Raw genomic sequence first — 22,096 nt, 5'->3', positions numbered from 1 at the left:
TTAACAATTCCAATGTTTTACTAAACTTTTACAGTAATAATTTCTTTGATATTGGTGGTGAAACGGGGGGATAGTTTTTCCTGGCGCATTTTCCATTGGCGGCCGAGGGACTGACTTGCGAATTTTATTTTGTTTGTTCCGTAACTTCTGTTGAGTTTATCCACTACACTCATAATGGGTTGGTGTTTTGGATTTGAGGTATTGAACAATGATAGTTGTGTTTCGTTATTGGGGGTTAGGCCCATTACAATTACGCCGGCTTTTTTGTAGTGGTAGCCTTCTTTGAAAATAGCTTTAAGACCAATTTGTGCGTAATGGTTCAGCTCAATAGTTGAGTTTGTCGGGAAATCGGTTTTAATGACCATGTTTCGGGAATATTGCGGTAGGTCCTTGCGGTGGTAATTTGAAGTTACAAATACCATAATCATGTTGCAATGACTGTTTTGCTTGCGCAGCTTTTCGGAACAGGATGCTGTGAAGGTCGACACTCTTTCGGATAGTTCCTCCAGTTTGGTGTACATTTTTTCGAATGATCGCGTAGTGGCAATCATCTTTTTGCTTTTGGGTGTTTCCAAATCCAGTGTTGGTTTTCCCTCCAGCTCGTGTTTTAATCTCAGTCCAACTACGGCCATTTCTTTTCTTACCCATTCATCAGATAATTGGGTGAACTGATATGCATTGAGTACGTTTTTTGCCTGTAGTCGTTTCGCATGTTTTTGGCCAATACCCCAAACATCTTCTATTTTAGTCCATTTAAGCGCTTTTATTCTCTTACACTCAGTATCTATTACATAAACACTTTTGGTTCTTTCAGGGAACTTCTTTGCTATTTTATTTGCTACTTTGGCTAATGCTTTTGTTGGTGCGAAACCAACGCTGATAGGAATTCCCGTTCCTTTGGTTACGGTCTTCTGTATTGTTATTCCGTATTCCTCAAGATTGTATCTTTCGAAACCTGTAAATTTTAAGAAAGCTTCGTCAATACTGTACACTTCAATGTCGGGGGTAAAAGTAGCAAGTATGTTCATTACTCTACTGCTCATATCACCGTACAAGGCATAGTTGGAAGAATAGACAAATATGTTATTGTCTTCAAATGTTTTCTTGTATTCAAAGGCAGGCGCACCCATTGGAATACCTAACGCTTTGGCTTCGTTAGAACGTGCAATTACACAACCATCATTATTAGAAAGGATTACTACCGGTTTTCCAATTAAATGTGGTTCAAACACTCTTTGGCAAGAGGCGTAAAAGTTATTGCAATCAACTAAACAAAACATTAGAAAGATTTTATTGAATGGATCACTATTCCCCAAATCATGAATTCATTTTCGGGGGTTACTTTAATTGGTTCGTAATCTTCGTTTTCGGCGATTAACCAAACAATGTCTTTTTCTATTTTGATCCTCTTTACTGTGAATTCACCATCAATCTGACATACTGCAATCTTGTTGTCCTGCGGTGGAAGGCTTTTATCAATAACAAGCAGGTCGCCATCGTTAATGCCTGCGTTTTTCATAGAATGCCCTTTGACCTTAGCAAAATAAGTGGTGTCCTTATGTCTAATTAAGAGCTGATTTAAATCGATGCTTAATTCGATAAAATCATCTGCAGGAGAAGGGAAGCCGGCACTGATACCCACGTCAAAAAAAGGGATTTTCATTTCCGTGGAATAATCCGGAATGTAAAATTCTAAGGTTTTGGTTGTATGCAGGCTGCGGAGTTTCACTTTTATAAATTGATTTTACAAACTGATTAGGTGTTTTGGCTCTAGGAAATAGTTGCAATTTGCTTTCACAAGATTTGTGTATTCTTCCCAGGTATATTTGATTTCATCACCAAAATCGATGTCTGTAGCGGAAGTATTAGAAGTGTCAATAACATAGATCTTAGCAGCTCCTAATTTCTTTAATTCTTCAAAATAAATGGCAAAGTACTCGAAATGTGCTAATCCATTATCATAGTTTTTATGCAGCTTGATTAATGTACGGTAGTCCTCAGTTCGCGGTAATTGTAATGATATTATTTCCTGATAAATTATTTTAGCCTCATCACCTAATTCCAAAACATAATTGCATTGTTGGTTAATGTTTTTTTGGTCTGTTAAACGATATACAACTTCATTAGGGTGGTTTATTATTTTACCTGTTTCGCGAAAGCCGTTATCATGGAAACCGTATTCAATATTGATGTTTAATCTGTGCGCAATATCTTTTGCTAATGCCTCGACATTTGCAATATTTAAATTGTGTTTTCCAACAATTATAGCCTCGAAATCTTCCATTAGAATTTACGTTTAGATATCTACAAAGTTAGAAAGAGATAAACCAAATTAATACAAAATTGACTAAAATAGTTATTAACCCTCCGACAAAGCACTGGGCAGACTAGGAAGCAAACCGCAGGATCAGTTTAAGGGCTACCCTAACAAAGAAGGTTTTTGTGTAGCTATAGCAAGTATTTACTATTTGAACAGGTATTTATCAAGCAGTTCGACATGTTTGAATGCTATTCTTTCCAGAATAGTATTTCTGATGATGTCGTATTTGATTTCAATAAAGAAGTCGCTTAAAGCGTACAGATTGTATCGGTATTTATCGTCTTCATATGATTCTAAAAACTTTGCTGTATTCCAGACGGTATCGTTTTGTATTTCTTCAGATAAGCATAAAAAATCCTGCATTTTCATTTTTTTCGCCATTGGGAAGGTTCTATTGGGTTGGTATCTATCCAAAGACCGGTTTTGTTTTTTCTCGCCGTAATTTCGAGTTGCGCCAATTCTTTTGAGGTTGAATATTTTTTATAATGCCAACCCATACCATGTTTAATGATTTCTGCAGATAAGTATTTGTTATCATCATAATATACTTGCGCCACGGTGCGGCCATACCGGTCCACATCATAAACCTTGTAGCGAATTGTTTTTGAAAAAATTTCCTGTGAGGTAAACTGTTTCGCTTTGGTGCCGAAGGGTTGGTTTTTTTCCGGGCAATCGATTTCGGCCAAACGTAAGGTAGTTTGCTTGTTTAGGCTGTCTAATACTACGACTGTGTCACCGTCTTTAATGGCAATTACTTTTCCGGTGAAATAGGTTTGGCTATAACTGAAAAAGCAGCAGAATAGAAGTGTAAGGAGAAGGAATGTTTTTTTCATTTATTTTCGGATTACTTTTATTGTTTTAAAGCGATTATCTGACTGTATTGTAATAAAATAAAGACCTGTGTTGTATAGGGAAAGATCTATTTTATCGGTGGTCGTATTTTTTGTTAAGGTTTGTCCGAAAATGTTTTCTATTGTGTAACTGTACGTTTTGTTTTCCGGATTGGCAATGTTGACATATTCGGCAGTTATCGTTGGATATAAAGTTACATTAACCAAATTGATTTCGTTTGTAGACAATGCACCCCATGTGTCGGTTGCCGCAGGTCCGTTCCATATTAAAGTTGCAATATAGGGGTTGTCGATAAACGGGTTTCGGTTACCTTGTAGGTTTTGTAAAATATTGTTACGGTTTCTTTCATATTGTGAAACGGGATCCTGTGCGTTCCATTCCAAGAATACGTTTGGCATATCACCAAATGGTGAGAATGAGGAGCTACCAGCACCGACCGCAGAGGCTAGACATTGTGAAGGATAACGCACGTACATGTACATGATTATTCGTGCGACATCGCCTTTCCAATCGTTACCGGGATACCAGTTACCGGAGAGTGTTTGGTAAGACATTTGTATACCGGAACCTTCCTCGAATATCCTGTTGCTTCTTGCATTATTACGGTCGCTGTCAATGGAACGTAGGTTGTGGGCATCGCTACCGGCTCCAACAAAATCTAAATTGGGCGTACCCAGTGAACGCGGGTAAACGTGTTCACGCACCCATAAACCGCTGCAACTCGAAGTATGACAGGAAAGGTCTTTATTTCGGCTATAGTCGTTATTTACTTCTGTATCTGTGTCATTCCAACCGTAAAAAAGTAAAACGTTTTGGGTGTTGTTTGGGTTTAAATCGGTTTGCTTGAGTGCATCCCAGGTATCTGTTGAAGTGCTGGAAGTATACGGGAGTTCTGTCGTATGGGTATTTGTAATCAGGGTGGTTAACTGGTTTTTTAGGTTGTTCCCTGTTTGGGAAAAATTTATTGATGAATAATAGCTTGGTATTTGTGCTATTCCTGTAAGTGGGGCTAGTAGTAGAAAAAGTAGTTTTTTTGTCATGGCTTTTATTGTTTAATGTTTTTCAAATTTAAGGACTATATCTAGAGAATAATGTGATTTCATACAAATTGTAGCAGATTGATAATTTACGAGTACAAAAAATAAAAGCCAGTTCATGGGAACTGGCTTTAATATTAACAATCAAAGTAAAAGTTTGCCATTAAATTTCTCCATTTGATATATCAAAAAACCTATCAAAGTATTTTTTTAATTTCTCTAAAACGGTTTCTTTTTTTAGTGTTCTGTCGCCGGTTGGTGAAAAACGCGAAACCGGTGGTAAAATAGAAGCAAAGGCTGTTCCTGCTGCTTGGATTTCGCCGTTTTTGAACGAGTTATTTATAAAATTTACTGTTTCTTCCGGTTTTAGGTTTTCCTCTGAAATAATTTGTTCTAATTCGGCTTTCTTTTGTTCTTTAACGTATTGGTTCCATTCGTCTTCTATGTCTGACGATGGTGTTAATGAGGCTACGAACTTTTCAATTAGTTCCTTTTTATTACGCAAATCAATACTTGAGTCTATTGCTTTGTTGATACTTACGATTACTTCTTTATCTGCCAAATTACTGTCTTTGTATTTGCGAATTAGCATCAGGATATAATCAATATTGATTTCAACCTGTTTGATTAACTCCATTTCAAAAACAATGTCGTCGTTTACGTTTTCGCTATCGCCTTTTCCAAAATTTCTGAACTCGTTGTATAGTTCAATATACATACTATGGTAATCCTGGAACTCTCGTTCACTCAATATTTCATTACCCGCAAACTCATCAAATGAACGAAGAATGTTTAGTAATTTCAGAATAGCACCATACAATCGAATAAACGTCTTTTTGTTTTCTTCACCTAGGATTAATTGACCAATTGGGAATTTTTCCAATAACTCGTGAACTAATTCATAATAGCCCGGAACTACTTTTTTGCCATCATGATAACCATTATAATATTCGTCATAGGTTTTAAGTAATACAATACCACCGGCTTCTTTATTTCCGAATAACGCTAAACAATCATTAGTAGCTTTTTCCAAATTACGGAAACAAATAATATTCCCAAACGTTTTAATAGAATTCAGGATTCGGTTTGTTCTGGAGTAGGCTTGTAATAATCCGTGCATTCTTAAATTTTTATCTACCCAAAGCGTATTTAATGTAGTGGCATCAAATCCAGTTAGGAACATATTTACGACAATCAGCAAATCGATTTCTCTGTTTTTCATTCGCAATGAAATGTCTTTGTAGAAATTCTGAAATTTTTCGGGAGAGGTATCGTAATTGGTTTTAAAATTTACATTATAATCCAGTATGGCCTGATCCAGAAAATCTCTGTCGCTTGCATTTAGTCCTTCGGTTGATTCGGAGTTTTCATCCTCTACCCCATCTTCTTCCTCGTCATTTTGTCCGAAACTGAATATGGTGGCAACTTTTAACCGTGCTAATTCCGGAATATCTTTTTGCTGCTTTTTAAACTCGTTATAGTATAATTTTGCCGCATCAATAGAAGCTACTGCAAAGATGGAATTGAAACCGCTTAATCGTATTTTGTTTTTAACTTCTTCAATTTTATTGCGGTCTTTTGCTGAGGCCACTTCAAATACATTCGACAAAGCCGTCATCATGTAAGGCTTGCTGTTTCGACTTGTTTTCTGACTGAAATGTTTTAAAATATATTCTACATTATTATGAATTCTTTCGGGAGCCATAAAGGCTTTTTCGCGGTCTATATCGCGTACTTTTTCATCGTTAATATTGTCTTTTTCTCGCATTGTGCGGATATAATCCACACGGAAAGGCAATACGTTTTTATCTGCAATTGCATCTACAATAGTGTAGGTGTGAATTGCAGTTTGATGTTTTTCTTCCGGGCAATTTGCAACCTCACCATGCTTGTAACAACCAAAGGCCTGAACAGTAGTTTTAAGGTGTGCTTTTCCGCCACTGCTAGAGTTGATTGCAAAAATGGGCGTTCCGGTAAACCCGAAAAGGAAATATTTTTTAAATGTATCTGTAATGGCTTCGTGCATATCACCAAATTGTGAACGGTGACACTCGTCGAAAATAAAAACTACCTCTTTGCTGTATATGGAATGGTTTTTTTTGTTTTTTGATTAAAATAGACAGCTTTTGAATGGTTGTAATAATAATTTTGGAATTTGGATCGTCCAATTGTTTTTTCAATACAGCTGTATTGGTATTACTGTTGGCTGCTCCTTTTTCAAACTTATCATATTCCTTCATGGTTTGGTAGTCCAAATCCTTTCGGTCTACAACAAAAATTACTTTGTCTATAAAGTCTAATTTGCTGGCTAATTGTGCCGTTTTAAAGGAAGTTAAGGTTTTGCCGCTTCCGGTTGTGTGCCATATATAACCTCCGGCATCGATACTACCGTATTTTTTGTAATTGTATGATGCGTTTATTTTGGTCAAAACTCTTTCGGTGGCCACAATCTGGTAAGGACGCATTACCAACAGCAATTTATCTGAGGTAAATACACTGTACTTGGTTAAGATATTCAGTAAAGAATGTTTGGCAAAAAATGTTTTACCAAAATCCATTAAGTCTAAAATAGCTTTATTGTTAGCATCGGCCCACCATGAAGTAAACTCATAACTGTTACTGGTTTTTTTCTTATTACTGCTGCTTTCTTTCTCCTTTTCTTTGATGTGTGAAAAACGAGTTGTATTGCTGTAATATTTGGTTAATGTCCCATTGGAGATTACAAACAATTGTACATACTCAAACAAACCACTGCCTGCCCAAAAAGATTCCCGGTTGTAACGGTTGATTTGATTGAATGCTTCCTGCAAACTTACTCCACGTTTTTTTAACTCAATATGTACCAAAGGCAATCCGTTTACGAGTACTGTAACATCGTATCGATTGGCTCGTTTACCGTCTTCGGTTTCGTATTGGTTGATTACCTGAAGTTGGTTGTTATGAATATTCTGTTTATCGATTAATCGTATGTTTTTTACTGAGCCATCTTCACAATGTAATAGCTGGATATAATCTTCCTGAATGAGCGTAGTCTTTTCTTCGATACCGCTGTTTGGATTGGCGATTTTAAGATTGAAAAAATCCTTCCATTCCTTATCGGTAAACCGATATGAATTAAGTTTCTCTAATTGTACCCGAAGATTATTTACCAAATCTGATTCGGTAGTAATTGGAAGAAACTCATAGGCTTGTTTTTTTAGCAAGGCTATAAACGCTTTTTCCAATTCTGCTTCGGATTGGTACGATGCTTCTTTTTTAATTTCTGATTCGTACGCTGCGACTACAGTACTTTCGGTATTTTCTGCTATTACATTGTATTGGCTCATACTAATTAACGTTTTTGAAAGTTAATAGTTTGCTACGATAATATTCATATTGCTGTCTTCGTGCTTTTATCTCCGCAGGTAAACCTACCGATATATCATTGACCAATGCATCAAACTGATCTAAGATTTTCACTATTCGTTCTTGTTCTTTTAATGGTGGAACTGGAATTTTTGCCTGAGCAAGTCCTTTAGCATTTATAGCAGATATTTTACCCGATGAAATATGTCTTTTAATTTGATTGTGAAAAAGTTTCGTCCTCAAAAAATAGGATACATACTTTGGATTTAGTTCGCTTTTATAAGCAAAACATGCATCGTGAATAACAACATCTTCTTCACCAAGCCAAGCAGTTCCTTTTCCAATATCCTCTACTGTTTCTCCGGCAGCAACAATAACCACATCGCCATAATTAGCCACTCTTAATTTTTTTGCTAGTTCTGGACTTACAAATGATTTAGATTTTTTAGCGAAAATATTGTAATGTGTGTACATTTCTCCATAATGAATACAAGGTGTCCCTTCTTCAATCATATCCGTTCGCACAAATCTTTTACCTCTTATAAATTCACCAATATCACCTAATGTTTTCCAAGCTACTTCTTTGTCTTCAAATGCTAGTAGTTGGTTGCGATAAAACTCATATTGGCGCGTACGCGCCTCCAGCTCCGCCTCCAGCTCCGCCTCCAGCTGTGTGAATTTGTCGAGAATATTGACTATTTCTTCTTGGATTGGTAAGGGTGGGATGGGGATGGGGAATTTTTCAATCATTGGCTTTCTGATTGATGAAACAGTTGCATTAACAGCCACTTTATTAATAAAGCTCTTGAAACTAGTCCTCATAAAGTAATAAATGAATTTTACAGAAATATCATTTAAATTAATATGAATTCTATATGCTCTTTGATGTAATGCATATTTACCGTTTATGTAATGGAATATTTCACCAATACCACCTTCTCCTGGTATAATTATTGCTTCTTCATCAAAATCAAAAGAATCTAATGTTTTTATATTTTTTGATCTAACATACAAAGGATATTTTCCACCTTCAATTCCTTCATTTCCATTTCTATTGCCAGTACCTATATCTGCTACCTCTATTAGTTCTTTATATACAACACCATTCGGACAATACTGCTCAATTAATTCGTCTATTTTACTCATACCGTTACTGCTTCTAAATCGTTAACAATGGCATCAATAGCTTTGCGCAATTCTTTTTGTCTGGCAACAATTTCTTTAATGTGTTGATTCAGAATTACAATATCTGTTTCCACCTGAGTATTTTCCTGTTCCACATAGCTGCTAACGGCAATGTTATAGTCGTTCTCCGCTATGTCGCTGTTTTTTACCAGTTTGGCAAAATGCGGAACATCTTTTCGCTCTATAAAAGCGTTTAAGATTTTCTTACGTTGTGAATCGGATAATTTGTTTTTGTTTCCGCTGCGTACAAACTCGGCAGAGGCATCTATAAACAGAGTGGCGTTGTCGCTTTTACTTTTCTTCAATACAATAATGCAGGTGGCAATTGTTGTCCCGAAGAATAAATCGGGTGGTAGTTGTATTACAGTATCAACATAATTTTCATTGATAAGGTATTTCCGGATTTTTTGTTCGGCACCACCACGGTATAGTACTCCAGGGAATTCTACAATGGCAGCCGTTCCGGATGTTGCTAACCATGACAACATGTGCATTGTAAACGCTAAATCAGCTTTTGATTTGGGTGCTAAAACTCCTGCCGGTGAAAAACGAGGGTCGTTAATTAACAATGGGTTCGCATCACCTTCCCATTTGATTGAATACGGAGGATTGGAAACGATGGCATCAAATGGTTCGTCGTCCCAATGCATCGGGTCGGTTAAAGTATCACCATGGGTGATATTGAATTTTTCGAAATTGATGTCGTGTAAAAACATGTTGATACGACAAAGGTTGTAAGTCGTAATGTTTACTTCCTGTCCGTAAAATCCTTGTCGTACATTTTCTTTACCTAAGACTTTGGCAAACTTCAACAACAAAGAACCCGAACCACAAGCGGGATCATATACTTTGTTTACTTGTGTTTTTCCGACTACGGTAATTTCGGCCAATAATTCGGAAACTTCCTGAGGCGTGAAAAATTCTCCTCCTGATTTTCCTGCGTTGCTGGCATACATGGTCATTAAATATTCGTACGCATCACCAAAAGCATCAATGTTGTTGTCTTGGTAATTGCCTAATTTAAGACCTGCAATTGCGTTTAGAATTTTTACTAAGCGGGTGTTTCTTTGTTCAACGGTTCCACCTAGTTTGTTACTGTTTACATCTACATCATCGAAAAGCCCGGCTAAATCGGGTTCGCTATCGGTGCCTTTTGCTGAAGCTTCTATATCTTTAAAAATGGAGTGTAATTGTACGTTAAGGTCTTTATTGTACTCCGCGTTTTTCTGAACGTTTTGAAACAATTCAGAAGGCAAAATATAAAAGCCTTTTTCAGCAACGGTATCTTTACGACCAAACTCTGCATCTGCATCAGTAAGTTTTGCAAAGTCGAAATCTTTATTGCCTGTTTCCCATTCGGCTTTATTGATATGGCTAGTTAAATTTTCGGATATAAAGCGGTAAAACAATATTCCTAAAACATAGGATTTGAAATCCCATCCATCTACACTTCCTCTTAAATCGTTAGCAATTTGCCAAATGGTTCTGTGCAATTCGTCGCGCTCTTGTTCTCTGCTCATTATAGTAACGTGATATTTATATGTTTTTGAATTGTTTTATTCAAGGTTTCCAAATATAGGGTTTTGAAAGCATAAAAAAAATCACTAAAATGAGTGATTTTTTAAGTAATTATCTTTTGTCTGTTGATGTTTGACTGAAACTTAAAAGGTTAAACATTTGACGGAATCGAGAACGTAAACGATTGCCATAAAGCTGTTCTATTTCGGAAGCATTTAGGTTTGTGGTTATGTGGGTTATGGATTGATTAGTAATGAATTCTTCGTAACGACTGAGCAGGATTTCGGCCATTACGTTACAGTCGTTTCCGAAGTGTTTTATTTGCTGCTCGGCACCAAGATCATCAAAACAAAAGCCGGTTAGCCTGTATTGCATGTTTGATTTTTGGGTGTAGGGCTGCAATGCTTCAAAACCATTCTTGGCAAACTCGAAAGAGATTTCCCGACAGGTTTTAATTTTGTAATCGTCTTTGAGATACAAGAAAGGTTTGATTAGGCGCATTATGGACGTTTTACCGCAACCAATAGGACCGGATAATAAAATGCCTTTGTTGAGGTTGATTCCGTTTTCTGAGGCGTTTTTTTCGTCGCGAATAGCATAAATGAGGAGTTTGTATATGATAGGCTTGTCCTGTGGATGTATTTTGAAGCTTTGACCGTAGATTTGTTTTCCTATGGTTTCGAGGTAGTGGAAACATTTGTCCAGGTTGTAAACCTTGACATTGTTTTCGATTTGAAAGGTTTCGGAAATGTTATAAAGGCTCGGCATAATTTTTTTGTATTGTGGTGTGTAATTGGTTTGGTTGCGGTGCAGCATTTTGTTTATATTTGATGCTGTTTAGCATCCAGTTGGCGGCTGCAGCTTTCCAGTTTCTCATTTTGGTTTTTCCGCCTACAAGCCAACCGTTACTGTTGTAGTAGTTGAAAAACTTTTGGGCTTCGCTCTCGGGTTGGTTTTGTTGTTTAAAATGGGTGTTGAGTTCTTCCCAGGTTGGCGGGATTTGGTTTGTCTGATTTGTACCTTTTTTTTCGCGCAACTTTTTTTTGGCTTCCTCCGGTTTTTCATTTTTTAAAAATTCATTCTCATTTATTGTTTTTGTGGGTTCATCATCGTTTAAACTGTTTGTAATGTTTATATAGTTTATAGAAGATACCAGCGCTTGTTCAGTACCTGTCCCACTACTTGTACAGTGCTTGTTCAGTACTTGTTCAGTAACTTGTTCATTTTTTGTATCGGATTTTCTAGCCTTTAAAGAAGGTTTTAATTGCTCGGATAAGTTTACCATGTGGACGATACTTCCCTTAAACGGATTGTAGGACGGTTCGTAAATGATATACCCTTTTTCATGCAGCTCCCGGACGCATTTATGATATGTAGCTTTTGAACAAATTTTACTGATTCTCATGATTTCGTCTCGGTTGATACTGATAGGATTCTGGAACCGATTGAGGTTCCAGAATTGAAAAAAAGCAACGTAAAGACTGATGTGTGTTGGATTTAGTGAATGATCAGACGAAACGCGGTCGAAATAGGCTGTTAGATGTTTGATGTAGTTCATAATGTCAGGTATTAATTTTGACTTAACATTTTTTCTATATCCTCGTATTTGTAATAGATGGTTCCTCCTACTCGGTTGTACTTTAATGTTCCGTTGATGCGTAATGTCTGGAGTGTGCCCGGGGAAATTTTTAGGAGCTTGCGGACCTCGGAAGAACGGAGCCATTCGGGAGTTGGTTTTCTCTCGGAAATCATTTCTTTGAGTTCTGAAATGATTACGTTTGAAAGATTAAGCAAATCTCTTTTACTTACAACCTGATGATTTAACAATTCGATGTTTTCTACATCGGGAAATAGTTTTCTGGCATTGATACTCATTTTGTATTGTTTTAAATATTAATGCTGCAAAACAATTTCTTTTGAATGATTTTAATTTACAAGTTGTAAGAAGGTTGTATGTTTTTTTAACAAAAAAACCAAGTCGTAGACCTGGTTTTGGTGTTTATTGTTCTGATTCGATTACCTTGTTTAATGTGGCTGCCATAGAATGCAAAAAGGGTGTTTTTTCTTTTTTTCGGCGTTTGATATCAATGTAATATCGGTAAAGGTTGTCTTCCAGATCAATGTTAAAAGCAGTTCCGAATACTTTGGCAATTTCTTTTACTTCTTTCTTACCTCCGTTAATGATTTTATTGTGATGCAATGCGTAAATGAGCTCAATTAAATCAAGGTTGGTGCCGGTCCATTTCAAGTCGGATATGGTTTGTTTTTTTAGATTTTCAGTTTTGCTTTCTAAAACGTCAAGTTCAGTTTCCAAATAGTAAATGATTTGTTCTCTAGCTAAAAGTATTGCCAAAGTACATTCCATTTTTGTAGTAACCCTTTCATCAATGAATACTAATTGAAATTGCTCATTAATATGAGATTTATTGTTTCTTCTTAAAAAATACTCTTGGTCTCTGTGTGTAGAATGGCTACGGTAATATTTTAAAAACCTGTTGTACCCTTTTGGAGTTTGAATGTACTTTTCAAGTGTTTTTTGAAAATAATCTTGTTTTTTCTTTTTAGAAGTGGTCATTTTTACCTGTATATCCATCAGGTATTTGTAATAGAGGAGATTTGCTGTTAACTTGGTTTTATGAATTTTAAAGAATTCAATTTCTTCGTGGTCGTTGTCAAAGTCATGGTACCGCAACCATTCGTTTATTGTGGAAATTTCGGTTTCCAAATATTGGATTTTGTTTTGGCAGTTTGTGATGGTGTCTTTGGAAGAACTCTTTTTTAAGTTCTGTAAAATGTCTTCGATTAGGTTTTGATAATTTTGGCGCATAAAAAATGGTTTATTCTGATGTCAAAATAAACCATTTTAAACCAATTAATATAGTATTTTCTTACATTTTATAAAGATTTGTAAGTATTTGATTTTAATTTGTTGAAACGGAAATACTTACTGTTTCTGTGGATTGTAGTTTAAATTTTTCCTTTAAAAACTGCATGTCCTGACTTATTTTCTTATCTAATATTTTAGCGTAATGTTGGGTTGTTTTCAAATTTGTATGTCCTAACATTTTACTAACCGTTTCCAAAGGCACGCCATTTGAAAGCGTTACTGTTGTTGCAAAGGTGTGGCGCGCAATGTGGAAGGTTAAATCTTTATTGATGCCGCAAACGTCTGCTATTTCTTTTAAATAGGCATTCATTTTCTGATTGCTTAGGATTGGAAGCAGTTTGTTTTCGTTTTTACATACTGGATGATCTTTATATTTTTCAAGTATTGCCTGAGCTGTTGGTAATAAAGGAATTTTTGAAGTGGTGTCGGTTTTCTGGCGGTTTTTAAACAGCCATTTGTCGCCATCTATACCGATTGTCAGATTGTTATTTGAAAGCTGTTTTACGTCGATGTAGGCCAGTCCGGTAAAACAACTGAATATAAAAATATCACGGACTAAGGTAAGCCGCTCGGAAACAAATCCTTTGTCAATTATGTCTTGAAGTTCATGCTCTGAAAGAAATTCCCTTTCTACTTCTTTGACTTTTGATTTGTAGTTTCTAAACGGATCTTTAGTCAGCCAACCATTGGCTAGACAAATATTAATTATTTTGTGAAAGTTCTTGATGTACTTTACCGCTGTATTGTTAGCGCATTTACGTTCACTTCGCAAATAAAATTCGTAATCGGTAATAAAGGCATGGTCTATTTGTTCAATACCGATATTGGGCTTGTTGAATTTCCATTTTAAAAAGTCCTGTGTGTGTTTAAGTGAAGTCTCGTACCGCTCAAGGGTTCCGGCAGCATATTCTATTCCAACCAGTTCTTTTAATTTTTTATTGTGGTCCTGAAATATGGGGATTAACTGTCGGGTTCTTTCAGTTTTTCCAGTAAATTCTATTTTGAAGGATTCAAAGGTTAAGTCTATCCCTTTTAAGAAAAGTGCTCTTTCCGTAAGACTTACTTTCTCAATTAATTTGTCAAGGTGTTTATTTATTGTTCGGGCTTCTTCATTGTTCCGCTTAATTCTGTTCGTTTCCTTAGACCAGGAAGATTCTAAAACATAAAAGCCGGTACTAATATCAAATGGCTTTCTGTTAATCAAGATTTTCTGATAAACCGGTATTAATCCGTTTGCATTGATTTTTGACTTTCTTAAATAGAATTGTACTTTGATTTGTGTGTTCATGGTGGTAACCTTTTTATTGATTAATAATTTACATCGTTAATCAATTCCTTACAAGATGTTCATTTACTGAACCGCTTAATTTACAAGGTCTGAACAAAAATTTAGTGCACTTTCAAAGTTAAAAAACCAGTGCACTAAATAGTGCACTATTCATTTGAAAATATTTGAATATTTTGGGTTTTGACTAAAAACAAAAAACCCTGTAAACATTATATTTACAGGGTTTTGTTATAATTTGCTTTTGATTTAGCAGAGAGGAAGGGATTCGAACCCTCGATACAGTTACCCATATACAAACTTTCCAGGCTTGCTCCTTCAACCACTCGGACACCTCTCTAAATTCTGACGCGAAATAACGATTTTATTTTGTCATTTCGAAACTTTATTAAAAATATTTTATGTCAATTCACCACGTAAGGACGTTTCGAAAATCGTTTTAAAAACTGACTGTGAAACATTCTGTCCCAAAAGATACATAAGTTTGGTAACAGCCGCTTCAGTAGTAATATCATGACCCGAAATAACGCCTATTTTTTTAAGATGCATTCCTGTTTCGTATTTACCCATGTTCACGCTTCCGCCTGAACATTGCGTCACATTAACCACGTGAAGCCCTTTCTTTATAGCTTTTTTCAGGATGGAAATAAACCAATCTTCTGTAGGGGCATTCCCGGAGCCGTACGTCTCCAGCACTACTCCTTTCAAATTTGGGATTTGCAGAATGGCATTTAAAACACTTTCGTTAATCCCAGGAAACATTTTTACCACCGCTACATTATCATCAAAGCCTTTATTGACTTTTAATTTCTTTCCTGCTCCTTTTTTAAGCAGCAAATCATTATTCACTTTTAAATCAACACCTGATTCTGCTAATTCAGGATAATTAGGTGAAGCAAAAGCATTAAAATGTTCCGCGCTGATTTTGGTCGTGCGGTTTCCACGGTATAATTTATATTCAAAGTACAGACCAACTTCGGTAATGACTGCCTTGTTTTTATTTTGCAATGAAGCTACTTGAATAGCCGTAATCAGGTTTTCTTTAGCATCGGTACGCAAATCTCCGATTGGTAGCTGCGAGCCTGTAAAGATGACCGGTTTGGCCAAATTCTCCAACATAAAACTCAATGCCGATGCGGAATAAGACATGGTATCTGAGCCATGCAAAACCACAAATCCGTCAAATGCATCGTAATTCTCCTGAATAGCTTCGGCAATAGCCACCCATTTTTCGGGATTCATATTGGATGAATCAATGGGCTCGTTAAACGAAAAGGTTTCAATAATACAATCCAGCAATCGTAACTCCGGAATGTTATGCAGTAATTCGTCGAAGTTAAATGCCTTAAGCACACCGGTTTCGGAATCTTTAACCATTCCAATGGTACCACCGGTATACACCAACAGAATTTTGGGTTTAGTCGACATTTTGGTATTTCAATTGATTAACTACCGGATTAGCATACATGGCAAGGAAGCTTTCGCGAAGTACATCTTTTTCGCTCCCCAAACGCATTTCCAGACGGCGTTCGAAAAGTTGTTTTTCTTTTTCCGTATACTGGTTTTCAAATCGGTTGTCGTTGTGAAGCAGATCGTAAGCGATAAAATTCGTCGGCCATAGTTTATAAGTCGACAAAATGGAATCGTCGATTACCTGTGCAAGAGCCTGAATCTGCTTGTTGTTATTGTCGTTCTCAGCCGCAATTTTATCCAATTCCTTGTCTAAAATGTCGCCTACATGAATGTGGATTCTTTTCTTCTGACCAATGATCCCGCTAATCAGCGTGATAAAATCCTCGTTTTTCTCTTTGATATAAGTTTCATCATTGGCTTCTGCCATAATCTGAGGCATCTTTAAGGCATCAGTTGGATCGTATTCATAAGAAATCGATACCGGAACCACTCTGATTTTCTTGAAAAAATCCATCAGATTTGGTTCATCCGAAGCCATGCCCAACATTTTCAAAACGCCCTGATGTGTGGCATCATTCCCGTCTTTCGTTCTTCCTTCTCGTTGGGCAATCCACACCGAGCGGTTTTCTTTGGATAACAAATGATACATGAATTCCGACATCAATTTTGAACTATGTAATAGTTCACGTGGCGGCAATCCTCTTTTCACTAAAAAGTTCCTGTTTAGTTTGGAAAGCGTCAGCAAGAACGATTTCTGCACCAAATTATCTCCGATTGCCGAAGCCGTCATCACCAAACCGTGATCAAAAAGACTGACATTAAGCAATGAAGTATCTAAGATAATATCGCGGTGATTGGATATAAAAAGATAAGAAGTATTCGGATCTAATTTTTCGAAACCGGAAGTTGTCAGACCATCCGAACTGCGCTCTAAAACACGCTGAATGGACTGATAGATAAAGTTGACCTGAAAATCGCGAATCGAATGGATGCGTTTTAACTGTTCCATCCAAACTGATTCTTCCACATCAGGAAAAGTAAAGCTCATCAAAGCCTTCATCATGGGGTGATGGGCTATACCCTGAATAGCTGAATTTACTTCGCTATCATAAAACTGGCGTATCGAGTCGAACTTTGGCATTAGTTATTTTTTACAATCCACAAAAGAACGAAATTTTTATGAATGAAATCTTATTTCTTTATTAAATCCCGAAAATTTCACGGGAATTTTCAGTTGTGATCCGTGCAATTTCTTCTATTGGCAACTGATAAATTTCAGAAAGCTTTTCGGCGACCAATTTCACATAACTGCTTTCGTTGCGTTTTCCTCGGTAAGGTACTGGCGCCAAATAAGGAGAATCGGTTTCCAAAACAATGTGCTTGATATCAATCTGATTCAAAAACTGATCGATTTTTCCGTTTTTAAAGGTCACCACTCCGCCGATTCCTAACTTCATATTATAGGAAATAGCCTTTAGTGCCTGTTCATAGGTACCTGAAAAACAATGGAAAATACCGAACAGCTCCGGAGATTTTTCCAGTTCCAGTACTTCAAAAATTTCGTCGAAGGCATCGCGGCAATGGATATTTATAGGCAATTTGTATTTTTTGGCCCACTGAATCTGCTTCTGAAATGCGATTTTCTGAATATCCAAAGTAGTTTTATCCCAATACAAGTCAATCCCGATTTCACCGATGGCCGTAAATTTTCGTTTGGCTAATTCCGCTTCCACATAAGCCAATTCGGTTTCATAATTCTCCTTTACATAACACGGATGCAATCCCATCATCAGGAAAATATTTTCCGGATATTGCTTTTCCAGATCATACATCTTTTGGGTATAAGACGAATCGATTGCCGGAATAAAAAATCGTTTGACACCTTTTTCAAGGGCGCGCTCAATCATTTCGTTACGATCTTCCGCAAATTCTTCAGAATATAAATGGGTATGTGTATCGGTAAAAATTAAATTTGTTTCCAAGATTCAGATTTGAATAATTCAGGATGCAAAATTACGAAGATTGTTTCACACTATACAATTAAAGACCGCCGACTTCAAAAAGGATAACTTCTTTTAAAGGGAAGAAAATTATTTGGTTATTTTTGAGTTATGGAAAATCTGCACGAACTACTCAAAAAGAAAGGTTACAAAAAAATAAAGTTTAAAGTTTCCAAGACCCAGCACCTTTTAATCAAGGCAAAAATAAACGGGGTTGAAGGCGATTTTATACTAGACACAGGCGCTTCCAACAGTTGCATTGGTTTTGAAAGCGTGGAACATTTCAATATTACTGCCAAAGATTCTCCGACTAAAGCCGCCGGAGCCGGGGCCACAGGAATGTACACACAAATGGCAACTGATAACTTATTACAACTGTCCCATTGGAAAAACAAAGATTTTTCCTTGGTGATTTTCGATATGAGTCACGTCAACCTGGCGCTTCGTCAATACAAGGCAAAATCGGTACACGGAATTATTGGCGCTGACATTTTACTGAAAGGGAAAGCCATCATTGACTATTACAATCACTATGTATATCTGAAATAACTCAGAATTTGCTTTTCAGAGTTCGGTAAGCCACAACACTACTGAGAATCATCAAAATTCCGCCGAGAATAAAATGCGCACCCGCAAATTTAAATGGCGCTTCGTCGTGCGTGAAAAAATAAAACGTATTGGCCATCAAAGGAGGCCCGATGATAGACGTGGCACTCATCAAACTGGCCAATGTCCCTTGTATCCCTCCTTGTTCCGAAGGCGGCACGGTAGACGAAATCACCGATTGCAATGCAGGACCCGCAATACCTCCAAAACAATAAGGAATCAGGAACACCATCATCATCCAACCTTGTGAAGCAAAAGCAAAAAGAAACATTCCCACTGCATATAAGAACAATCCGAAATAAATACTTTTGTTATTACCTAATTTAGGATTTATCCAACGGATCAGTCCACCCTGAACGATTGCCACAAGCAAACCGATTACTCCTAATGAGATCCCCACCATCCTTTCGTTCCAATTAAAGCGGTACATCGTGAAATAAGTCCAATTGCTCTGCACCGCATGCCCACCAATATAAACCAATACCAACGCAATGACCAACCCGATTAAAGACGGATATTTTTTCAGGTTTAACAGTGCACTGACCGGATTGGCTCTTTTCCAGCTGAAACCCCTCCTGTTTTCTTTTGACAAGGATTCCGGAAGTATGAAATAACCGTATAAAAAATTAATCAGGCAAAGCAGTGCCGCAGCGTAAAAAGGAATACGGGAGCCATACTGTCCCAAAACACCCCCAATAACTGGCCCGATTATAAATCCTAATCCAAATGCAGCCCCAACCATACCAAAATTCTTGGCCCGATTGGTTTCATCGCTCACATCAGCAATATAGGCCGTGGCCGTGGTGATGCTGGCACCTGTCAGTCCGGCTAATATTCTTCCGACAAACAGCCAGGCGATAGTCGGTGCAAAAGCCAGCAAAAGGTAATCCAAAGCAAAAAAGAAAAGGGAAAACAAAATAACGGGACGACGACCGAACTTATCGCTGAGATTCCCTACCATCGGGGCACATAAAAACTGCGTGATGGCATAGGCAAAAGTAAGCCAACCCCCGTAACGGGATGCCACACTGATATCCCCATGAATAAGTTCTTCTATCAATTTCGGAATTACCGGTATGATAATCCCCCAACCGATAACATCAATCAGCATCGTAATGAATATAAAGCCCACCGCGGCCGATTTCTTATTCGCTTTCATAATCTGTTTTAAAAAAGTAAACCTACAAAAATCCTGTCTGAAAACCAGTTGTCGCCGTTAAAATATAATTTAAGCGCTTGAACTAGAATCACAAAAACAAAAATCATTGTTGCATTTTTACAACAACTTAACAAACAAAATCTTAACATGAAATAATTTCTTATTTTTATTTATAGAAAAATCAACCACTAACCTTTCTTATATGACAAAAAAATACTTTTTAACGCTGTTACTTTTCATCAGCGCTTTATCCGTCACTTTTGGACAGGTCGTGCCTCCAAGTGCCTTTGACGTTACCAACATCACACAGACGTCTGCTATGTTTGAAGGTGGTCCATGCCACGATTGGGAGATTCTGATCTTAGCCGCAGGCGCTTCAGAGCCTACACCTAACAGCACAGGAACTGTCGTCAATACAAACCCGGTTTTAATTACCGGATTAAATTCCTGTACCGCTTATAAATCCTATGCAAGAACCAACAGCTTCCCAGGCGTTTTCGATCCTTGGTGGGGACCTGTTTATTTTACTACGACGTCGATATCAGGCTCATGCTCGTATAACGCGACAATTAATGCCGCTCAAGGCACGCCTACCAGTTCCCTCTTTGCCCAGGTTATTGGCGGAACTCCACCTTACACATTTCAATGGAGCCTTAACGGAGCACCAATTCAGGGCGCAACCAATCAGACCCTTACGATTAATGGACAAGCCGGAACCTATCAGGTTATCGTAACCGATTCCGCTAATTTGATAACAACCGCTACCTATGTAGGAAGTAGCATTACGGCCAATAATGACACGATGACCGTTTATCCAACCAGCAATACGACAATCAATACTTCATCCGTATTGTCAAACGACCTTCTGAACGGTTACCCGATTAATCCGAACAATATAGGCAATGTGGTTTTAACTCCGTTGACGTTACCTTCCGGTTTTACAATCAATCCAAACGGTACAATCAGCGTTTTGCCCGGAACAGCACCAGGAGTTCACACCTTAACGTATAGAATTTGCGCCGTACAAAACCCCACAACCTGCTCGACTGCAACAGCTACCGTAACTGTAGCTAATGAGGGTTTTTTATTGAAGGCTTTTGTTGATACCAACAATAACGGCACACAAGATTCGGGAGAGACGAATTTCAATTTTGGTCAGTTCTCGTACCAGATAAACAATACCGGAGCGACAACTACCATTACCTCTTCAAACGGCATGTATTACATTCAGGAATCCAACCCTGCAAATTCCTATGACTTTGGTTTTACGATTGACAGCAACTACAGCAGCTATCACACCGTTACCCCTTCTTCGTATAACGATGTTAACTTTGTCCCAGGCTCGGGTATTACTGTTTACAATTTCCCGATAACACAATTGTCTTATTCGGACGCTATGGTTACCGTTTCTCCTTTTGGAACACCTCCAAGACCAGGCTTCACCTATCAAAATCGAATTGCATATAAAAACACAGGTAATCAGTCTATTGCTACAGGAACCGTCACTTTCAACAAAAGCAACACGGTAACGATAACGAATGTTTCACAAGCAGGGACTAACCCAACAGCTACAGGGTTTACATATGATTTCTCAAACCTGTTGCCAAATGAAACACGACAGATCATCGTGACAATGCAGGTTCCGACTATTCCGACAGTTAGCTTAGGGAATCTGATCACAAACACAGCCGCAATAACCGCGGCAAATGATGTAATGCTATCCAACAACAATAGCAGCCTAACACAAACAATTGTAGGTTCCTACGATCCGAATGACAAGACAGAAAGCCATGGAGGGAAAATCGTGCATTCTACGTTCGGCCCCAACGATTATCTGACGTATACCATTCAGTTCGAAAATACAGGAACCTATCCGGCAGAAAATGTAAAAATAACAGATATTCTTGATGCGAAATTAGATGAGAATTCCGTGAAGATAATTAATGCGAGCCACGCCTACACTTTAAACAGAGTTGGCAACACACTGAACTGGAACTTAAACGGAATCGACTTGCTTCCTAACGGAAAAGGACAGGTAACTTTCAAGATCAAACCAAAACCGGGTTATTTAATTGGTGATATTATTCCGAATATGGCATCCATTTATTTCGATTTCAATCCGGCGATTGTTACCAATACATACACAACCGAGTTTGTCAGCACCATGACAGTTTCGGAATTCGGAAGCACATCCTTATTGGTTTATCCTAACCCGACAAAAGGTTTGGTTTTCCTTTCCTCTAAGGACAATTCAGTTTTAATAAATAGCGTGATTGTTACGGACATTTTAGGTAAAACAATCCAAACAAAATCAGTCAACACTACTGAAGCGACTATTGATCTATCGGATTTGAGCAGCGGAATCTATTTCGCAAAAGTAAAATCAGACAATAGTGAAAGTGTTATAAAGATCGTTAAGCAATAATCTGACAACATAACAACAAAAAAATCCCGTTCAAATCGAGCGGGATTTTTTTTGTTTATGATGC

21 protein-coding genes and 1 tRNA gene are annotated in these 22,096 nt (G+C 37.4%); 2 read left to right on the top strand and 20 right to left on the bottom strand.

Annotated elements, in window-relative coordinates:
• Positions 1–20: 20 nt before the first annotated feature.
• The 19 genes from LZF87_RS04605 to LZF87_RS04515 form a co-directional block, all read right to left on the bottom strand.
• Positions 21–1,280: a Y-family DNA polymerase gene (locus LZF87_RS04605; RefSeq protein ID WP_244342082.1), complete on the bottom strand. Its 1,260-nt coding sequence runs from the start codon at positions 1,278–1,280 to the stop codon at positions 21–23.
• Positions 1,280–1,729: a LexA family protein gene (locus LZF87_RS04600; protein ID WP_244342070.1), complete on the bottom strand. Its 450-nt coding sequence runs from the start codon at positions 1,727–1,729 to the stop codon at positions 1,280–1,282. Before LZF87_RS04600 ends, LZF87_RS04605 begins: the two co-directional genes overlap by 1 nt.
• Positions 1,730–1,744: 15 nt before the next feature.
• Positions 1,745–2,284, bottom strand: coding sequence for a hypothetical protein (locus LZF87_RS04595; RefSeq protein ID WP_244342068.1), 540 nt, complete (start codon positions 2,282–2,284; stop codon positions 1,745–1,747).
• A gap of 180 nt (positions 2,285–2,464) precedes the next feature.
• The gene (locus LZF87_RS04590) at positions 2,465–2,683 is read right to left on the bottom strand and encodes a hypothetical protein (RefSeq protein WP_244342066.1); all 219 of its coding nucleotides are present in this window, start codon (positions 2,681–2,683) and stop codon (positions 2,465–2,467) included.
• Positions 2,684–2,685: 2 nt separating this feature from the next.
• The gene (locus LZF87_RS04585; protein WP_244342064.1) at positions 2,686–3,153 is read right to left on the bottom strand and encodes a thermonuclease family protein; all 468 of its coding nucleotides are present in this window, start codon (positions 3,151–3,153) and stop codon (positions 2,686–2,688) included.
• The gene (locus LZF87_RS04580; RefSeq protein WP_244342062.1) at positions 3,154–4,212 is read right to left on the bottom strand and encodes an endonuclease; all 1,059 of its coding nucleotides are present in this window, start codon (positions 4,210–4,212) and stop codon (positions 3,154–3,156) included.
• Positions 4,213–4,372: 160 nt separating this feature from the next.
• The gene (locus LZF87_RS14755; RefSeq protein WP_345945646.1) at positions 4,373–6,271 is read right to left on the bottom strand and encodes a type I restriction endonuclease subunit R, EcoR124 family; all 1,899 of its coding nucleotides are present in this window, start codon (positions 6,269–6,271) and stop codon (positions 4,373–4,375) included.
• Positions 6,237–7,535 carry a type I restriction endonuclease gene (locus tag LZF87_RS04570; RefSeq protein WP_345945645.1) on the bottom strand — a complete coding sequence of 433 codons (1,299 nt, stop codon included), beginning with the start codon at positions 7,533–7,535 and terminating at the stop codon, positions 6,237–6,239. The genes LZF87_RS14755 and LZF87_RS04570 overlap by 35 nt, the downstream gene beginning before the upstream one ends.
• A 1-nt stretch (position 7,536) precedes the next feature.
• On the bottom strand, positions 7,537–8,700 hold the full coding sequence (locus LZF87_RS04565) for a restriction endonuclease subunit S (RefSeq protein WP_244342061.1): 1,164 nt from the start codon (positions 8,698–8,700) through the stop codon (positions 7,537–7,539).
• Complete coding sequence (locus LZF87_RS04560; protein ID WP_244342060.1) at positions 8,697–10,259, bottom strand: type I restriction-modification system subunit M; 1,563 nt, start codon at positions 10,257–10,259, stop codon at positions 8,697–8,699. The genes LZF87_RS04565 and LZF87_RS04560 overlap by 4 nt, the downstream gene beginning before the upstream one ends.
• A gap of 109 nt (positions 10,260–10,368) precedes the next feature.
• Positions 10,369–11,025 carry an ATP-binding protein gene (locus LZF87_RS04555; RefSeq protein ID WP_244342059.1) on the bottom strand — a complete coding sequence of 219 codons (657 nt, stop codon included), beginning with the start codon at positions 11,023–11,025 and terminating at the stop codon, positions 10,369–10,371.
• A complete protein-coding gene (locus tag LZF87_RS04550) occupies positions 11,009–11,815 on the bottom strand; it encodes a transcriptional regulator (RefSeq protein WP_244342058.1) in 807 nt (268 codons plus the stop codon). The genes LZF87_RS04555 and LZF87_RS04550 overlap by 17 nt, the downstream gene beginning before the upstream one ends.
• 11 nt (positions 11,816–11,826) lie before the next feature.
• Entirely contained in the window at positions 11,827–12,132 is a 306-nt protein-coding gene (locus LZF87_RS04545) for a helix-turn-helix domain-containing protein (protein ID WP_244342057.1), read from the bottom strand.
• Positions 12,133–12,256: 124 nt separating this feature from the next.
• The gene (locus LZF87_RS04540) at positions 12,257–13,084 is read right to left on the bottom strand and encodes an RteC domain-containing protein (RefSeq protein WP_244342056.1); all 828 of its coding nucleotides are present in this window, start codon (positions 13,082–13,084) and stop codon (positions 12,257–12,259) included.
• A 94-nt stretch (positions 13,085–13,178) separates the two neighbouring features.
• Positions 13,179–14,432 carry a site-specific integrase gene (locus LZF87_RS04535; RefSeq protein ID WP_244342055.1) on the bottom strand — a complete coding sequence of 418 codons (1,254 nt, stop codon included), beginning with the start codon at positions 14,430–14,432 and terminating at the stop codon, positions 13,179–13,181.
• 250 nt (positions 14,433–14,682) lie between these two features.
• Positions 14,683–14,769 (bottom strand) — tRNA-Ser (locus LZF87_RS04530).
• Between the two features lie 59 nt (positions 14,770–14,828).
• Complete coding sequence (locus LZF87_RS04525) at positions 14,829–15,857, bottom strand: asparaginase (protein ID WP_244342054.1); 1,029 nt, start codon at positions 15,855–15,857, stop codon at positions 14,829–14,831.
• On the bottom strand, positions 15,847–16,983 hold the full coding sequence (locus tag LZF87_RS04520; protein ID WP_244342053.1) for a 1-acyl-sn-glycerol-3-phosphate acyltransferase: 1,137 nt from the start codon (positions 16,981–16,983) through the stop codon (positions 15,847–15,849). The genes LZF87_RS04525 and LZF87_RS04520 overlap by 11 nt, the downstream gene beginning before the upstream one ends.
• A 61-nt stretch (positions 16,984–17,044) precedes the next feature.
• Positions 17,045–17,824 carry a TatD family hydrolase gene (locus tag LZF87_RS04515; protein WP_244342052.1) on the bottom strand — a complete coding sequence of 260 codons (780 nt, stop codon included), beginning with the start codon at positions 17,822–17,824 and terminating at the stop codon, positions 17,045–17,047.
• A gap of 129 nt (positions 17,825–17,953) precedes the next feature.
• Here LZF87_RS04515 and LZF87_RS04510 point away from each other — a divergent pair, with 129 nt between their 5' ends.
• Positions 17,954–18,391, top strand: coding sequence for a retropepsin-like aspartic protease (locus LZF87_RS04510; protein WP_244342051.1), 438 nt, complete (start codon positions 17,954–17,956; stop codon positions 18,389–18,391).
• Position 18,392: 1 nt separating this feature from the next.
• Here LZF87_RS04510 and LZF87_RS04505 read toward each other — a convergent pair whose 3' ends face one another.
• Complete coding sequence (locus tag LZF87_RS04505) at positions 18,393–19,607, bottom strand: TCR/Tet family MFS transporter (RefSeq protein WP_244342050.1); 1,215 nt, start codon at positions 19,605–19,607, stop codon at positions 18,393–18,395.
• Between the two features lie 202 nt (positions 19,608–19,809).
• On the opposite strand from LZF87_RS04505, the gene LZF87_RS04500 reads away from it, so the two are divergent.
• Positions 19,810–22,032 carry a DUF7619 domain-containing protein gene (locus LZF87_RS04500; RefSeq protein ID WP_244342049.1) on the top strand — a complete coding sequence of 741 codons (2,223 nt, stop codon included), beginning with the start codon at positions 19,810–19,812 and terminating at the stop codon, positions 22,030–22,032.
• The last annotated feature ends 64 nt before the right edge of the window (positions 22,033–22,096 follow it).

The sequence above is a fragment of the Flavobacterium enshiense genome (assembly GCF_022836875.1).
GTDB classification, from domain to species: domain Bacteria; phylum Bacteroidota; class Bacteroidia; order Flavobacteriales; family Flavobacteriaceae; genus Flavobacterium; species Flavobacterium enshiense_A.
Note: the sequence above shows the minus strand (reverse complement) of the source record. Positions and strands in the feature narration are given on the sequence as shown.

Excerpts from the sequence above, each read along its gene's own strand:
- LZF87_RS04500 (WP_244342049.1), top strand. The coding sequence starts at position 19,810 with ATGACAAAAAAATACTTTTTAACGCTGTTACTTTTCATCAGCGCTTTA.
- LZF87_RS04560 (WP_244342060.1), bottom strand. The coding sequence starts at position 10,259 with ATGAGCAGAGAACAAGAGCGCGACGAATTGCACAGAACCATTTGGCAA.
- LZF87_RS04585 (WP_244342064.1), bottom strand. The coding sequence starts at position 3,153 with ATGAAAAAAACATTCCTTCTCCTTACACTTCTATTCTGCTGCTTTTTC.
- LZF87_RS04555 (WP_244342059.1), bottom strand. The coding sequence starts at position 11,025 with ATGCCGAGCCTTTATAACATTTCCGAAACCTTTCAAATCGAAAACAAT.
- LZF87_RS04570 (WP_345945645.1), bottom strand. The coding sequence starts at position 7,535 with ATGAGCCAATACAATGTAATAGCAGAAAATACCGAAAGTACTGTAGTC.
- LZF87_RS04565 (WP_244342061.1), bottom strand. The coding sequence starts at position 8,700 with ATGAGTAAAATAGACGAATTAATTGAGCAGTATTGTCCGAATGGTGTT.
- LZF87_RS04540 (WP_244342056.1), bottom strand. The coding sequence starts at position 13,084 with ATGCGCCAAAATTATCAAAACCTAATCGAAGACATTTTACAGAACTTA.
- LZF87_RS04525 (WP_244342054.1), bottom strand. The coding sequence starts at position 15,857 with ATGTCGACTAAACCCAAAATTCTGTTGGTGTATACCGGTGGTACCATT.
- LZF87_RS04505 (WP_244342050.1), bottom strand. The coding sequence starts at position 19,607 with ATGAAAGCGAATAAGAAATCGGCCGCGGTGGGCTTTATATTCATTACG.
- LZF87_RS04580 (WP_244342062.1), bottom strand. The coding sequence starts at position 4,212 with ATGACAAAAAAACTACTTTTTCTACTACTAGCCCCACTTACAGGAATA.
- LZF87_RS04550 (WP_244342058.1), bottom strand. The coding sequence starts at position 11,815 with ATGAACTACATCAAACATCTAACAGCCTATTTCGACCGCGTTTCGTCT.
- LZF87_RS04545 (WP_244342057.1), bottom strand. The coding sequence starts at position 12,132 with ATGAGTATCAATGCCAGAAAACTATTTCCCGATGTAGAAAACATCGAA.
- LZF87_RS04520 (WP_244342053.1), bottom strand. The coding sequence starts at position 16,983 with ATGCCAAAGTTCGACTCGATACGCCAGTTTTATGATAGCGAAGTAAAT.
- LZF87_RS04510 (WP_244342051.1), top strand. The coding sequence starts at position 17,954 with ATGGAAAATCTGCACGAACTACTCAAAAAGAAAGGTTACAAAAAAATA.
- LZF87_RS04605 (WP_244342082.1), bottom strand. The coding sequence starts at position 1,280 with ATGTTTTGTTTAGTTGATTGCAATAACTTTTACGCCTCTTGCCAAAGA.
- LZF87_RS04535 (WP_244342055.1), bottom strand. The coding sequence starts at position 14,432 with ATGAACACACAAATCAAAGTACAATTCTATTTAAGAAAGTCAAAAATC.
- LZF87_RS04595 (WP_244342068.1), bottom strand. The coding sequence starts at position 2,284 with ATGGAAGATTTCGAGGCTATAATTGTTGGAAAACACAATTTAAATATT.
- LZF87_RS04590 (WP_244342066.1), bottom strand. The coding sequence starts at position 2,683 with ATGCAGGATTTTTTATGCTTATCTGAAGAAATACAAAACGATACCGTC.